Origin of the sequence: Pontibacter sp. E15-1, from assembly GCF_022601975.1 — a bacterium.
GTDB lineage: Bacteria > Bacteroidota > Bacteroidia > Cytophagales > Hymenobacteraceae > Pontibacter.
The window spans coordinates 18,878-34,683 of sequence record NZ_JAKVIR010000021.1; the positions used below are offsets into that span (position 1 = coordinate 18,878).

General features: G+C 52.1%; 12 protein-coding genes and 1 pseudogene. 6 read left to right on the forward strand and 7 right to left on the reverse strand.

Features of this window, described 5'->3' with window-relative positions:
- The first annotated feature begins 18 nt into the window (after positions 1 to 18).
- The 6 genes from MKJ04_RS15170 to MKJ04_RS15195 are packed head-to-tail and all read left to right on the forward strand — an operon-like array spanning position 19 to position 7,076.
- A complete protein-coding gene (locus tag MKJ04_RS15170; RefSeq protein ID WP_241642499.1) occupies positions 19 to 723 on the forward strand; it encodes a hypothetical protein in 705 nt (234 codons plus the stop codon).
- A complete protein-coding gene (locus MKJ04_RS15175) occupies positions 723 to 2,057 on the forward strand; it encodes a hypothetical protein (protein WP_241642500.1) in 1,335 nt (444 codons plus the stop codon). Before MKJ04_RS15170 ends, MKJ04_RS15175 begins: the two co-directional genes overlap by 1 nt.
- Before the next feature lie 19 nt (positions 2,058 to 2,076).
- Entirely contained in the window at positions 2,077 to 4,074 is a 1,998-nt protein-coding gene (locus MKJ04_RS15180; RefSeq protein ID WP_241642501.1) for a hypothetical protein, read from the forward strand.
- Positions 4,067 to 5,203 (forward strand): aminotransferase class I/II-fold pyridoxal phosphate-dependent enzyme, encoded by a 1,137-nt coding sequence (locus tag MKJ04_RS15185; protein WP_241642502.1) that lies wholly within the window; start codon positions 4,067 to 4,069, stop codon positions 5,201 to 5,203. Before MKJ04_RS15180 ends, MKJ04_RS15185 begins: the two co-directional genes overlap by 8 nt.
- Positions 5,145 to 6,212 (forward strand): hypothetical protein, encoded by a 1,068-nt coding sequence (locus MKJ04_RS15190; RefSeq protein WP_241642503.1) that lies wholly within the window; start codon positions 5,145 to 5,147, stop codon positions 6,210 to 6,212. Before MKJ04_RS15185 ends, MKJ04_RS15190 begins: the two co-directional genes overlap by 59 nt.
- Positions 6,213 to 6,260: 48 nt before the next feature.
- Positions 6,261 to 7,076 carry an amidohydrolase family protein gene (locus tag MKJ04_RS15195; protein WP_241642504.1) on the forward strand — a complete coding sequence of 272 codons (816 nt, stop codon included), beginning with the start codon at positions 6,261 to 6,263 and terminating at the stop codon, positions 7,074 to 7,076.
- Between the two features lie 506 nt (positions 7,077 to 7,582).
- On the opposite strand, the gene MKJ04_RS15200 is transcribed toward MKJ04_RS15195, so the two are convergent.
- From MKJ04_RS15200 to MKJ04_RS15225, 7 genes and pseudogenes are all read right to left on the reverse strand, one after another.
- Entirely contained in the window at positions 7,583 to 8,968 is a 1,386-nt protein-coding gene (locus MKJ04_RS15200; protein WP_241642505.1) for a sigma 54-interacting transcriptional regulator, read from the reverse strand.
- Between the two features lie 342 nt (positions 8,969 to 9,310).
- Complete coding sequence (locus tag MKJ04_RS15205; RefSeq protein WP_241642506.1) at positions 9,311 to 9,925, reverse strand: hypothetical protein; 615 nt, start codon at positions 9,923 to 9,925, stop codon at positions 9,311 to 9,313.
- Positions 9,926 to 10,234: 309 nt separating this feature from the next.
- A complete protein-coding gene (locus tag MKJ04_RS22975; RefSeq protein ID WP_410896831.1) occupies positions 10,235 to 11,383 on the reverse strand; it encodes a DUF3387 domain-containing protein in 1,149 nt (382 codons plus the stop codon).
- Between the two features lie 90 nt (positions 11,384 to 11,473).
- A pseudogene (locus MKJ04_RS22980) lies at positions 11,474 to 13,261 on the reverse strand (type I restriction endonuclease subunit R); the annotation flags it as partial.
- 62 nt (positions 13,262 to 13,323) lie between these two features.
- Positions 13,324 to 13,842 (reverse strand): transposase, encoded by a 519-nt coding sequence (locus tag MKJ04_RS15215; protein WP_241642507.1) that lies wholly within the window; start codon positions 13,840 to 13,842, stop codon positions 13,324 to 13,326.
- A gap of 220 nt (positions 13,843 to 14,062) precedes the next feature.
- Positions 14,063 to 14,959, reverse strand: a complete 897-nt coding sequence (locus MKJ04_RS15220; protein ID WP_241642508.1) for a DUF4917 family protein — start codon at positions 14,957 to 14,959, stop codon at positions 14,063 to 14,065.
- 38 nt (positions 14,960 to 14,997) lie between these two features.
- Complete coding sequence (locus MKJ04_RS15225) at positions 14,998 to 15,777, reverse strand: hypothetical protein (RefSeq protein ID WP_241642509.1); 780 nt, start codon at positions 15,775 to 15,777, stop codon at positions 14,998 to 15,000.
- Between the last annotated feature and the right edge of the window lie 29 nt (positions 15,778 to 15,806).

The window sequence follows — 15,806 nt, forward strand, 5'->3', positions numbered from 1 at the left end:
GTACTAACGGAAAAGGCTATGTATAACAACGAACAGGATTTCGAGGATGAAATGGAATTCGAAAATGATTTCGAGTTCGAGTACGATCAGGAAGGCGGCGGCGCTGACGGGGAGTTCAACGATGAGTTTGAGCTGGAGTTTGTGGCCGACAACGAGGGGGATATGGAGTATAGCATGGAAATGGAGGTGGCCGGCGAGCTCCTGACGGTGACCAACGAGCAGGAGCTGGATCAGTTTCTGGGGAGCCTTGCCAGAAGGGCAGGCCGGGCCGTTTCCGGTTTTGCCCGCTCCAAGGCAGGCAGCATGCTCAAAGGGGCGCTGAAAAAAATAGCCAAGAAAGCGCTGCCCATCGCGGGCAAAGCCATTGGCAGTTATTTCGGCGGCTCGAAAGGCGGGGCGTTCGGCGGGAAGCTGGGCACCATGGCCTCGCGGCTGTTTGAGCTGGAGCTGGAGGGGATGAGCCCCGAAGACCAGGAGTTTGAGGTATCCAAAGCCTATGTGCGCTTCGCCAACAACGCCCTGCGCAAAGGGGCCATGGCTGCCCGAAACAACCCGCAGGCCAGCCCGCAGCAGATAGCCAAAAGCGCCCTGAAGCAGGCCGCGAGCCAGTATGCACCCGGACTGCTGGCCGGCAAATCCGGCGGCCAGCGCGGTTCGTCATTCAGGTCCAGAAAAGGCACCTGGATCCGGAAGGGGAAGGCCATTATTTTGTATGACATCTAATGGCGCGCGCTGTTGCCGACACCCAGTTTCTGGAAAACGAGGCGCTATCGTTGCTGGGCAGGCTGGAGATGGTGAAGCCCTTTGAGCTGAACACGCCCATGGTGCGGGCCGCCGCCATCTCCGTCGAGGCCCAGAACGGGATTACCCAACTGCTGAATACCGTGAGCCGGGAAGTGCGGCAGAAAATTGAGCGCTACATCGCGTGGTTGAAAAACCCGAAGAACGCAGATGCTCCCGCCTCCGAGGCGCAGGCCCGGTTCGCCTTCCTCAAGCTGCGGTTCAACAACCTGCTCGATCAGCTGGATATTTTTGCCGACGTGTTGTCTCAAAGGGGAGAGCACAACACCGGCGTCTGGCTGGCCGGACTGGATGTGCTGGCACTGGATGCCCTCTCGTTGAAAGGGAGCTTTTACAGTGCCCCGCCACTGGTCTGCTTTATCGAGCGGGGCCACGGAGCGGCCATCCGGCGGGCGCGCACCCGGCTGCCCGGCGGCGACGACAACCCGGTGGGGGTGATCCAGGTGCCGCGCGAAAGGCTGATCGGGAGTGGCATCGCCTCGTCCATCATACATGAAGTGGGCCATCAGGGGGCCGCGTTACTCAACCTGGTTGATTCCGTGAGGGGGGCCATCAGCCAGAGGGTAGCGCAGGGCGAGGACGTAGCCGCCTGGGAGTTGCTGGACCGGTGGATCTCGGAGATTCTCTCTGATTTCTGGGCGATGGCGCAGCTGGGGATAGGGGCTACGCTCGGGCTGATCAATGTCGTGAGCCTGCCCAGCTACTTCGTGTTCCGCATCGGCACAGACGCACCGCACCCTTTCCCGTGGATTCGGGTGAAGATCAGCATCGCGCTCGGAAAAGCGCTGTACCCGCACCTGCAATGGCGGTTTCTGGAAGCGCGTTGGGAGTCCTTTTACCCTGCCGGAAAGCAACGGCCGGCTACCCGCCTGACAATCCAGGCCCTGGAGCGCATCCTGCCGCACTTCGCGAAACTGGTGATCAACCATCGCCCGAAAAGCCTTCGGGGCAAGGCTCTGAAAGACGTCTTTCCGGTAGAAGAGCGGCAACCCGCCCGACTGCAGAAGCTATACCGCCAGTGGAAATACGTGCCCAGGCTGATGGCGGCGGCCTCGCCCACACTGGTTTTCGCAGTGCTGGGGCAGGCCAAGTCCGACGGCAACTTATCGACGGTGGAAGAGACGCACTTGCTCCAAAGCATGCTCACGAGATGGGCGATGCGGCGCGCGCAGCAGGCCAGTGGCAAAGACACCCGCCGCTGCCACAGGACGGCGCTTTTCCGCCAGATCAACTTGACAACACAGCAACTCAACTAATTTAAAACAGGAGGTTAACATGAACGGTTTAGACGTGAAGCTTATCTACCCGGAAGATGGACATATCCATGTGGACGACGATAAGCGCTTTTCGCTGCATATAGAAAAAGACAATGACCCTGCCTTTGAGAACATCGGGCGTATCAACTTCGAGCTGCGGAGCATGAAGGAGAACAGCCATTTCAGGATCACCCGCAACAAGGTAAACCCGGAGCTGCACAACGAGCAGGAGATCCGGTATACCTGGCGGATAAACAGACATCTTAAGGAAGGTTTCTACGAGGCCAGGGCCATCATCAAGACAAAAGACGGCCATACCCACGAGGACCTGACGGCCCGCGTGTCTGCCTTCCAGTTCGACGTGCTGCCACCGCGCGAACGCGTGAAGCTGGCCAAAGACACCGAGATAGGCATCCGGGACCCGCTGTTCAAAAAGCCCGTCAATGTGGTGCTGAAGGAAACCAACAGGATCGACTCCGCGGATCAGCTTCTCTGGATCCTGATCCGGAACCGCACCGTTAAGTTCGACGACTACGAAACGTTTATCGACAGCGTGCTGTGCAATGACCGCGATGTGCCTGGGCGCATAAAGAATGCCGTGTATAGCCAGGCAAACCGCCTGCCTTTCCATAATGTCGCCTCCTACAGCTTGCTGAAGTATGCCACAGAGTATTATCTGATGCAGGAATGCGGGCTGGTGCCTGCCGGTTTATTGAACCATGGGAACTGGGAGAAATACAAGCATATTTTCAACAACGCTGATGATCTGGGGAGGACCTCCCGCACCGAAATCAACATCGCGGAGCTGCGCGACGACTACCTGAAACAGCTGACAGGTTCGGGCGAGGCCGGGTATAGCCTGCCATACCTGGATATCATCCGGCAAAAGCTGAAGGAGGTGCCCTTGAAAAAGGTGCATGAGATCTCGCTGGACGGGTATGGGCCGATCACGGTGAACAATGCCTGCTACGGCATCCTGAAGTCGAAGCTCCTGGGCCCTTGCCTGCTGGAGCTGATCTGGTCGTACTGGCACGAAGAAGGGGGGCTGGTGCAGACCATGAACGCCATCAGCAGGCGCTTTCAGAATGTCCGGAACGGCGCTGCACGCGACCCCCTGGCGAATTTCAACCTCGACCCGCTGCGCCCGATGAACAACCTGCTCTGGGGCTACATCGAGGATGAGCGAAACCGCCTGAGCATCTCGCGCCGCAACCTGGAGTACCAGTATGAGTATGGCATCTCGCTGATCGGGAAAGCCGTGCCGCAGGTGAGCGTGGCAGAGCACCGCACCGATTTTATCCGGGCCTTCCATAACCTGCTGAAATCCTGCATTGAGTTTTACAACCAGGCCAACTTCACCACGGTTATACCGGACGGCTTCCCGCTGCTCAACCATCTCCGGGAAGTGCACCTGCTGTTAGCAGAGGGCGCCCACAACCAGTATGGCGACCTTCCCTGGACCTCCCGTATCGAGATGCTGATCCAGCAGTGGCTCCTGTCGCGGCCCGAAATGCGGGAGTTTATCGGTGGCCGGATCATGGTGCCCTACGCGGAGCCTTGGATGGACAAGGTAGACACCATGAAGACGCTGCAGGGCTGGAGCAGTACCAACATCACCCATTTCCACGACCTGGGCGTGTTCGGCGAGCAACTGCTGCTGTCCGTCCGCTTCGGCAACTGGAACGCCTCGGCGGGGGTGGGCGCGACGAACGCTGCCAACTGGGCGCATTACTGGCGCAACGAGGTGCAGCGGTATGTGCACGCCTACAGCGCCGTGACCGGGGTGGACCTGGCGGCAGAACCCAGCGAAGCCAGGGGACAAACCCCAACCATGGAAGACCGCTATCTGCCCCCTGCCATCCTGATTCAGAAACAGGCCGGCATTCAGAAAAGCAGGCAGCAGTACGCCCTGCAGGCGTCGATGGGCCGGCCCGGTATCCTGCAGAACAGCCCGGCGGGGGCGATGCCCGCACTCCCAGCAACCCCTTCGGGTACTCAGAAAAAGTTAAATGGATGATTTCACCTCCGCGCTATACCTGGGACTGCGGCATGCCACCACAGCGATACAGCCCTGGCAGCACCTGACGACAGGCGTTCCGGCAGCCTTGTACGAACCCGCCAGCCACCGGCACCTCGCCAGTGAGCTGGCCCGGATGCAGGGCCTGGAGAAAGGGGTGTTGGCCCCATCTTCCCTGCACCTGTTCTGGGACGTTTTGGGCAAGCTGACGAAAAACACGCTGGTGTTGGCCGATGAGAAAGTATACCAGATAACCCGCTGGGGACTGGAGCGCGCTGCCTGCCGTGGAGTCACGGTTGCGTATTTTGCTCACCACAGCCCCGCCGGTTTAGTGCAGCAGTTGCAGCAGCATGGGCCTTTCCGGCATCTGGTGGTGATAACTGATGGCTGGTGCCCGCACTGCGGCCGCGCCGCGCCGCTGCCAGCCTACCTGGCCCTTGCGCGGAAGCACCACGGGTTGCTGCTGCTGGATGACACGCAGGCACTCGGAGTTTTGGGCGACAGGCCCACCCGGCAATGCCCATACGGGGCAGGTGGAGGGGGTCTTCTGAAATGGTATGGCTTGCGGGGGCAGGATATCATCACCGTTTGTTCGTTGGCCAAAGGGTTTGGCGTACCGATCGCGGTGCTGGCCGGAAGCACTAACCGTGTAAACGACTTTCTGAAGCGAAGCGACACGCGTGTACATTGCAGTCCCGCGTCTGCGGCGCACGTGCAGGCGGCGCTGCATGCCCTGTCGGTGAATCGGAACAAGGGAGACAAGCTGCGGCGGAAGTTGCTGCAACGGGTGCAGCTATTCAAACAATTGCTGGCGGCCCAGGGGCTGCAAACTTTGGGAGGCTTTTTCCCGGTGCAAACCCTGGCTAGTACCGGGGGTATGGCACCGCAGTTGCTGCATCAGAAACTACGCGAGCGGGGCATCCGCGCCTTGCTGCTCGAGCCGCACGCGGCAACCGGCACACCTGTCCTGGCCTTTTGCCTGTCGGCCGCCCATACCCTGAGCCAACTGAAACGGGTAGCGGCCTGTCTGTCGCAGATTTTGCATCCAAGCCATCAAAAGGAATCGACCTATGGATTTTATACATACACAAACGCCGTCCGAAAGCCTGTTCAGGCAGGTATGGCCTGAAAGGGAAGTCCTCAGCAGAAAAGACGTCGTTCCTTTTGTGGCCTCCAACAAAGGGGGTATACCGGTTACACGGCTTCGGGCCATCATCACCCTGCGCGACCGTCTGCCCGCCTTCACCCTGCAAACGACGGTGCCTGTTAAAACACCGCACCTCAAGAGCGGCATCGGGGGGCTGGGCGGAGGACTTGTGCCCATACAGTCTCGGAACGGGCGCAGGTATGTTTCGCTGCCCAGCAGGGGCGTGCGGGGTAACGGCGGCGTGCTTTTTCTGCCCCGCGCTGGCTCCAGCACCATCCAGCTTTATACCTGGAACGTGGAACCCCTGACCCTGAGCAGAAGCTCCTCGAACCAGAGCCATGCAGAGCGGCAGTTTCTGAACTGGTTTGAGGGCCATGTGCGCCAGTATCCGCAGTTTGCCCGCCGGGTTAAACAAATCAGGCTTTTCCTGAACAACAGTCCCTGTGGCTGGTGTACCTACGACCTATGCCGTTTTGTGAGCACGTTTGGGTTGAAAAACAAGGTAAGCATCACCTGGACCCGGGCCTATACCAAGGGTACGGACAGTGCCGCAAACAGCGCAAAGCTGCAACAATGCGGCATCCGGGTGATCGGAAACAGCCAACCGGAAATTAGCTATGAGGTAGTGCCGCAGCTCCGGAACCTGAAAGTGGAAAAGCAGCAGGCCCATACCTACGTGCTGGATAAACGAGTGCACACGGGCAAGCCGCAGGCGACAAACAGAAGAATTGAACGGCTGCTCACGGGCTCCGAAAGCAAACTCGCCAGCTTGCTCTCCCGGGTTTTTGCAAGTCCGCACAACCGGATGCGGGTCAAGCGGCTTTTTGAGAGGGCAATCGGGCAGGGGAATTTCCAGAAGAGGAAAGGAGGGGGGTATGAGGTGGTGCTTCCGTTTAAGCATACCACCGGGTGGTCGTATGGCAAACGCGTGCATCGCCTCAAAGCCATCATCGACGAGAAAGGAAGCTGGCATTATTACCCGGTGCCATAGCCGAAGTGCCGCACTTACGTCAATCAGAACTCAACTTACGCGCATCCCATGATTATTGACTGCCATTGCCACGCCGGAAAAGGAGACGGCCTCACGGGGCCCTGGGACACGGATGCGCCCCTTGGCGATTACCTGGAGTGGGCGCGGGAGGCAGAGATCCAGAAAACGGTTTTGTTCGCAGCCTTTCACTCCGATTACCGGATCGCCAACCGCGCGGTCGCCCAAATCGTGAACCGCCACCCCGAGCGCTTCTACGGGTTTGCCTTCCTGCACCCTGAGCGGGACCGCGGGCGGGTGTATGACATGGTGAAAACCGCTGTGCAGCAGTATAACTTCTGTGGCATTAAAGTGCATCGCTACGATGCCCGTATCACGCGCGAGATATGTGAAACCGCCCGCCGTTTTCAGTTGCCTGTGCTGTATGATGTGATGGGAGAGGTGGCTGTGGTGGAGTTGCTGGCCACGCAATACCCTGATGTACGGTTCATCATCCCGCATTTAGGGAGTTTTGCCGATGACTGGAAAGCGCAGACGGCCATGATCGACCACCTCGCGCGGCACCCGAATATTTATACCGACACCTCGGGGGTGCGCCGCTTTGATATTCTCAAAAATACCTTCCAGCGGGTCGGTGCGCATAAAGTCCTTTTCGGGTCCGACGGCCCCTGGCTGCACCCGGGTGTAGAACTCGCCAAAATCAGGGCGCTGCACTTGCCCAAAAAGGATGAGGCGCAGGTGCTCGCCGGTAACTTTCTCCGGTTAATCGCCAGGGTGCAGAAAGAGCCAGCTGTAACGCGGCAGCCGCGCGCCCGCTCCGCTGAAGTTTCAAAGGAACTTTACCGTGATCCGTGGGTAGTAAAATAGCATGCTATCAACTTTCAATTCCAGGGTTTTGGGGAGAAGGTATACCTGTATATTGGTTTCGTTGCCCCGCTGGCGCGCGCTTGTAGCGCGTGCCTCTTTTTACCAATATCCACAATTATACCATTATTAATTGATTGGTACACATAGATCTGCTCTATGGCGCAAGCGTCCGCTTGTGACTCATAAGCATTCCATCTGCCGCACATCATATGGAAGCACAAGCGGACGCTTGCGCCAGTGTTTACCGTTTCCTAATTCACCAAATGAATAAAGCTCCAGTACGCAGAATCCATTCGATAATAGTATTATTTTAAAAGCACAAACCGCAAGCCCTCATTGACTAAGGATGCTCATTGGATTGGTATATGGCCTGTGCTGGAAAAAACCACCCCGCCTGCGGCACCCCTCCTTGAAAAAAGGAGGGGAGTTTGAAAGGGTATGTTGGGGTAGGGTGTTGGATTTTTTTGAGGAGTATGATTTTCATGTATGGTATGCAACCACAATCATCAGACGGGCTTGTGGTATGGGTTTGTGCCATCTGCCTTTTTGTGCATTTGCAGGGTTCTTTCGCTGCAGCCTAGCTTTTGGGCCGCCATTTTCACGTTTCCGTGTTTATCGTCCATGGCAATCTCTTTGGCGATGTTGGTGACCAGGTCCTTTAAGTCTTTCAGGCCGATACCGGTATACAGCATCCGCCGGATAGCTTGCTCCAGTTCGGTTTTGCCGGGCAGCGTGGCGGCTTCCTCGAAGCTGGGACGGTCCGCCTCCGGTATATCGCCCAGCGTGAATGGCCCGTCGCCCACGTGCTTATGCGCGATTCTGCTCACCAACTGCTGTAGTTCCCGCACATTGCCCGGGTAATCCCGAACAGACAAATATTGGTATACCTCCGGGTCTACCGGCTGCGATTTTTGGTGGTGCTGTCGCAGGAAATGATCGATCAGCAGCGGAATGTCCTCTCTTCTTTCGCGCAGCGAAGGCAACTGGCAGGTATACCCAGACACCCTGTAGAACAGGTCTTGCCGGAAATGCCCGCTTTGCACGTCTTTGGCAAGGTCGCGGTTGGTGGCGCTAATCAGCCGAAATTTTGTTTTGCGCCAGACGTTGCTGCCGACACGCTTATAAGTGCCTTCCTGCAGTACCCGCAGCAATTCGGCCTGCAAGGTCGGGGGCAGCTCGCCCAACTCGTCCAGAAACAGAGAGCCCCCGTTGGCCAGGGCAAACGCACCGTCGCGGGTACTGATGGCATTGGTGAAAGCGCCCTTCTCGTGCCCGAAAAGCTCGCTGCCAGACAGCCCTGGCACAATCGTGGTGCAGTCTACCACCACGAGTTCGTGCTTTTCTGTGCGGCTGTCCAGCGCATGAATCCCCTTCGTGACCAACTCTTTGCCGGTACCGCTTTCTCCCAGCAGTAGAATGGGACAGTCTGTTGCGGCCATCTCTACGATCTGCCGGAGGGTGCTGCGCCATACTTTGCTTTTGCCGATCAGTTGCTTTTCCAGGAAACCTAGCTGTTGCCGGGCCGATTCCCAGTACTTCAGTCGGGCCGTAATAGGGGCTACGGCGTTTTCTGGTGCCTGCCATACCATCACATCCGTCGCTCCCGCTTTCAGCAAACGCCACGATGCCCCCTGCGGCAATGCGCTAAGCGCCACCGCGATAATCTGCTGCTCGCAGGCTGGGGCCAGCGCGGTAATTTCCGCTGCAACAGTGTTTAGATCAGTGGAGGGGTCAAAAAAGACGATGCCGGGACCTTTGGGTTGCTCGTCTGCGTGAAGTGCCTGCATGTTTATCCCGGCTTCTTCCAGCGCACAGATCACGTCTGTCAGCGCTGCGAGATCGTGGCAAAAGTTGCTAAACCAGAGCTCAATGTGGTTTTCAGGATTCTCCATGGGTATAAACTTAAAGAAGGAGAGAACAGAAGCGAAGCCTTAGCTTACACAAAATCAGTTGAGGCCTGCTTTATCTTAAAAGCAGGAAACGATCAGTAGCAGGGGGTGCCGAAGGGAGAGTAAACAGATAAAGCTAGGGGTAACTTACCTGTATAAAATCAAAATAAAAGGCGGGTTAATTCTATTGTAGCCTACTTGTTTTACGGTATGGCATTAGGGAAGGTTGGCGTAAACTTCAGTGTTTTCAAGAGGCAGAATCAGGTATGCTTCTCTTATGTAAAAGCTTGGGTATAAACACGTTTGTGCAGGCTAGTGGGGTCTGCCCCAGGAATAAACTTATTCTTAGAGCACCTCCAGGCCAACGACTTCCTTGATGGTATAATAGCTTTTGGCATTCGGAACATATACTTCCACATCCTGCCACTTTATCCTAAATTTTTTGCCGATAAACTTCTGCGGGTTGCTCATGTAATTCTCTGAGCCGGGAAACTGCCGCAACCAGATAAAGGATTTCTCCATATTCTCATTATCGGTCAGCACAAAGTAATTGAAGTCCTTCGTGTCCATGCGCTTTAGCTTGCCTTCCGTGGTTCCGGTGGATACACCATTTTGAACATCCTTCACCATCGCCATCGACAGTTTCATAAATCCGGGGCAATTCTGTGCAAGCAGGTTTTTCCCGAGTTCTGTGCCAAGGGTCCGCATGGCCGGATGATCAGTTATGTCAATATGCCGTTCCTCTGCAAGTTGCAGCAACATGGCCCCCTGCTCTGAGAAACAGTCCATAAAGGCTTTCTCAGCGAGTTGCTTTGTTGTAATTTGGTCAAAGTCGAGCTCAGAGATGCACGAACAAATGTTTTCGGTCATTTTCATCTCCACTGGACCTGGAGTTGATTGAGCAGCTGCTCCATACGATAAACCCAAAAATAGGGAAGCGCATAAGTAAGCGTGTTTCATAGGAGATTGGGTATGGTTTACGCTGCAATATAGTATATTTTAATTATTGATGGTTATTCATTTTTTTTACTGCTGATAGGGAAGTCGAAGACGTATGGGGAGTTTGGAAGTAAGACTAAGTGGCATGGAAAAAGGGAATCTACTTCCCCCCGGATGCAGAAAGTCGTTGGTGAGTTTATGTAGTTGTTTGTGAGGTAATTATGATATACGTGTGGTATTTGAGGTACAAATAAGGATCTTTTTAGCTATCCCTATTTTACATACATCTTAAGGAATCCTTTATTTTAGAAATTGGTTGCTCGCATTTACTTAAGCCACACCCATTTTATACTCTTTGTACCGCGCTTCTGCCTGTTCCATAATTTCATCCAGTATCTCTTGCAGCTCGGCTTTTACTTTAAACCGTAGCACTTTCTTTACGGCTAGTTGCAACTGGGCTTTGGTGTCGTCTTTTTTATACCAGTCGGGTTGCGAGGCGCTTTTCTTAACCTCAGCCAAAATCTTTTGCACCAGTTCCTTTATCAAGTCAAAATCCTGCACGGCATTGGGGTGGTTGGCCAGAATCTCGTAAAAGGCTTCTTCTTCTTCGGTGAGGCCGAGCTGGTTACGGCGCTGGTCTTCTTCCTGCATATCTTTGGCTACCTCGCGCAGCTTCTCCATAGCCACCAGGCTATCGAAAAAGTGGTTGTGGTAATCGGCCAGAATCTTCTCTACCGCCTCTTTCAGCTTGCGTGACTTTGCCAGGTTTTTAGCGGAGCGCACTTTTATCTCATCGTTCAGGATCTGGCGGATGAGCTCCAGTTTCAGTTCGTTACCGGTTTTCTGGGCTTTAGCGGTGGCCAGGAAATCGTCGTTGATGATGGAGATGTCGAAGCGCTCGATACCGGCCATCTGGAATACGTCCACCACATCTTCGCTCTCGATGCTGCGGTGGATGAGGTCTTTTACTTTTTGTGCTGATTCCTTTACGCTCCTGTTTGGGTTTTTCAGTTTGCGCAAGGCCGCACCAACGTGCTGCAGGTAGATAATATCTGCTGCCAATTCGTTTATATTTTCGTGGCTTTTGATGATCGGGGCGAGGCTGCTGAGAATCTTCTCGTTCAGCATAAAAGACTTGCACAGTTCATCGTCTGCAACCAGATGGTTAACGGCAAAAGATACAAGCTTGTATTTTTCAGTCTTAGGTATAGTTCCAAAGTAAGGAACAGCCGCATGCAACGAAGCGAAAGCCAAAAGTCCCCCTTGGGGGTAGGGGCCCTCGACTAAGGAGGGGGTAGGGGGAGGATTACTCGTGCTGGACTGATTATTTCTATTTGGCTCTTCGGCTTTATACTTCGTGGCAAAAGTTCCTGCATCTTCTGCCGCATTTGACATCCCCCTGCCCCCTTCGAAGGGGGAATTTTCTTGAACACCGGAATTGTCCCCTTGAGGGGACCACAGGGGTGTAAAAGGCAGCATCTCCCGCAATACTCCAATCGTTTCCTTCGCCAACTCAAACGCCTCCTCAATATCAAAGGCAACTTTGCCCTGGCCTCCAGAGGTGGTGTATTTGTTGGTGGCGTCGCGGAGCCTGTCGCCTATGCCGATGTAGTCCACTATCAGGCCGCTGGGCTTGTCGCGGAAAACGGTGGCTACGCGGTTTACGGCTTGTATCAGGTTATGGCCGCTCATCACTTTGTCTACATACAGCGTGTGCATGGCGGGGTTATCGAACCCTGTCAGCCACATGTCGCGCACGATCACGAGTTTTAGCGGGTCGTCGGGGTCTTTGAAGCGGCTTTTGATGGCCTCCATCTGCTCTTTGGTGCGCACGTGCGGGTTCCAGGCGATGGGGTCTTTGGCGATGTTTGTTGTCATGATCACAGCTACCTCGGGGCAACCTTCCAGCGCGATTAGGGCATCGTAGAGCTTTACGCAGTTACGACGGCTCATGCACACGATCATGGCCTTGCCGCTCAGGCTCGCGTTGCGGTTGGTATAGTGCAGCAGCATGTCTTTGGCGATGGCTTCCACACGCGCGGCAGAACCGGCAGCGTCTTCCATGGCTGCCCAGAGTATCTTGTTCTTGTCGCTGTCTTCCAGACCGCCGGTTATTTCCTCGGCTTCTTCTTCTAACTGCTCGTTGCCCAAGTGCAGTTTGGCCAAACGTGGTTCGTAGTAGATCGGCACTACCGCTTTGTCTTCGGTGGCCTGCCTGATGTCGTAGGTATGGATGATCTCCCCGAACACGGCCTCGGTGTCCGCGTCTTTGCTGTCGACGGGGGTACCGGTAAAGCCAATGAAGCTGGCCTGCGGCAGGGCACGGCGCAGGTTGTTGGCAAAGCCCTGTATCAGGCCGTACTGGGTACGGTGGCACTCGTCGGCAATTACAATAATGTTGTCGCGGGTACTCAGGACGGGGTGCTCCAGCTCGCGGCCATTGGCGTTGTCTTTCATGTTAAACTTCTGCACGGTGCTAAACACCACACCTCCGCCTTCTCCGCTCAGCAGGCTGCGCAGTTCGTCGGTGGTGTTGGCAATGCTCACGTCGCCTACCAGGTCTTTGGCAGCCACGAAATCGTAGAAGAGCTGGCGGTTGAGGTCGAAGCGGTCTACCTGCACCACTATGGTTGGATTTTTGAGCTCGGGAAGCTGGCGCAAAATACCGGTGTAAATGGCCATGGTTATGCTTTTGCCCGAGCGGGTGGTGTGCCATACCACGCCAATGCGCCCATCGCCGTAAGGGCGTACGCTCTTCAGGGTTTGCTGCAGGGCGTATTGTATCCCGAAGAACTGGTGGTACTTGGCGCCTTTCTTTATCAGCTGGCCTTTGTCCGGTTCATGGAAGATGAAGTAGCGCACGTATTGCAAGAGGCGCTCTGGCACTAGCAGGCCTTTGATTAGGGTTTCCAGCGCGAAGCCGTTGTTTACCACCTCGCGAACGTCTGTGCTTTTCCAGGCGGCAAACCACTTCAGGCCGCTGCTGTGCATGCCGTGCAGGGTGGTCTGGCCATCGCTTACCACCGTCAGGGCGTTGTATTCGAACACCTGCGGAATGTCCAGGGTATAGTGCTGTACCTGGTTGTAGGCGGCCTCTACGGTGGCGTCCTGGCTGAAAAGATTTTTGAACTCGAAGAGCACCAGCGGCAGGCCGTTCACGAAGATGATGAGATCGGGGATGCGCTTGTTTTTACCGACGATGGTAAACTGGTTGACTGCCCGGAAGTCGTTCTCAGAAACTGCGTCGTAGGCAATGGGGTAGAAGTGGCCGAAGTGCTGCTTGTCGCTGTCGTCTTTCCAGGTTTTGCTGATGCCTTTGCTGAGCTTGAGGTGGAAGGCGTGGTTGCGCTGGTCTAAATTACTGCTATTCCCGCCGTTGTTGGTGTTATCACCAACAACTTAATCTGTAAGCCAGCACTTCAATCCCTATAATGCGTCAGGAATCCAAATTCATCTATATTCTCAAAGTAAAATCGGGCAGATGAGTAGTAGTAATCCTCCGGCAGCGCAGCCAACTGCCACTTCTCCGGAATTGGGTTGTTGTGAATGTAATCTAGTTTCTGTTCCGTAACCGCTGTAGAGTAGCAGTACACCGAAAGCGGATTTCGCTCCCATAGCTGGTACTGCCTGTCTTTTGCCCCTACTCTAAACTTCTCCAGCACAGCAGGGTGATGCTGCTTTAGATCGAACTTAATCTGCTGCGCCGTGTACTTCAGGAAATCCCGCTGCACGTCTTCTCGCTTGTGTGGCTCCTCCATTTTCCACAGCAGGTGAAGGTGGTTTGGCATGATCACAAAACCATATACTTTAACTCGCTTGTTCTCCACCATAAACCTGAGGCTGCTGAGTATGATATCTTTGTACTTGTCCGGCCTCAGCAGGTGCTTCCACTCCAGAATAGTGGCGGTGAAGAAGGCTATATGCTGCTGCTCAAACATTCAAGACTATCGTGATTTAGTTGTTGGTGACAACACCAACAACGGCGAAAAATTTTGTTGACTTTAAAGCAATTAGGAAGGTGATATTCTAAAAGTAGTTTAAGTCAAAAACTGTAGTAGAATCAACAATTGAAATTTGCTTATTGTAATCATTAAACTTAGAAGTGAAATTATACTTCTCGGCATTTATGCTTTCCATAGTCCTTTCACCAGGATAAATTCAATAAATAATATCTCTAGGCCTCTCTTTAATGGCATCAAGTATGTGATTGTCAAACTCGCCCATTGCATTACCAAAAATCATAATTGGAGAGGATGAAGATTTCAACTTTTTTAAACAGAAATATAGATAGTTGTTATTATTTATTCCTTCTAATTTTTGTGCTCCACTTCCTTCAGTAATGAAGACAGGGAAGCTATCATTTCGAATCTGATTAGCTATAAGATTTATTAATTCTGCGTTGGCACTTTCTCTCTTTAACATTATATTCAACACTCCCCTGTTAAATATAAATAGGGAACCGTGTAAGTAAAAAATGTGCTTGTATTCGTAATCTTGAGTAGTCATAAACTCAAGAAAGCCTTGAGGTGCATTGTTCCTTCCCCAAAACCAATCTTGGTAAGCGATATAATCTTTTTTTACTCTTGCAATATCGTTAGATAGCATTATGATATGATATAAGTACATATCATAGTTAGTAGTGTATATATCACCGAAATCTTTAAGTTGCTGCGCAATGTAATGAAGCTGTGTAAAATTGATCTCAGAGCATCTTGGATGAACTTGTTCTATTGTTCGAATTAATCCATTTTTCAACTCATCTATTGCCTGCACAATCACTTCAGTTGGTAGTCCTAAAATGGAGTTAACTTTCAATGAATATGTGAGATACTTTTGAATCAATTCGAAATTAGTTGTATCGAAATGAGAGAATAACTCTCTAAATTGATCATTAGTGTTTTGTAGAAAAATATCAAATAATGAATTGTATGAGAAGTTTTGTGAGAACATCATACTAAAACCATTACCTAATAATAATGATGGGTTTTTATATTTATCTTTTACTGTCTCCCATTCATAAATACCATTTAAATTGAGCTCTTCTCTTGTTGGCATGTTTTTCTTATAAAATATGTCAGATATATTAAAACTTGTTACTTCAATAGATTTGTATTTATTTCTTCCAGCTTAATTGTTAGATTATCAGTAAATCCCTCACCGAGTATTCCAATATTTTCAGGATTCTGATCTTCTGCTTCTTTTAATGCAGTAAGTAGCTCTGTTAGATAGTATTCTAACTTAGATGTATAAAGTATTCTAAGCTTATCCTTAAGAATAGATTTGTCAGAATCTGAGAAATCAAATTCTGAAATTTTATTTACTATCAGCAGAACAAGGTTTACAATGTATATAACTTGATGCCCGTAATTCTTTGCTGTATTTGTTATAACATATCTGTGGTTACCGCTATCATCTTTTAAAAGTGAAATAATTTCAATGAGTGAAAAAAGGCCCTCAAATTTCTTGTTTTCGTATTCTAGGCCCATAATAATATGGCCTGTTTTTCTCTCTTCTAATGAAATTGTCAGTAACTTAATTTCTTCCTTTAACTCATTGATAAGGTCAATAATTATGTTGAATACTTTTATATTATTTGCTGTATTAGCCTGTTCATTCATTCCATTTCGTTGTATTTCGTTTGCGACGTACTGTTGTTTAAAGGATAGATAGACTAGTATTAAGCCGGTGAAATTAAGTATTGGTCCAACAATACCTCCAATAGTATCCCCAATTTGGCCAGTAGCAGAAAAATCGAAAGCATTACATAATGTTTCTCTTGTTAATATGAAAGGCATTGCGAAAGCTAAAAAACAGCCAATTGTTAATGTAATAATTGCCGTTGCATTGCTTTGGTCTTTAATTTTTTCTTCCACTTAATATTAATATCAAAGATGAGTTAGTA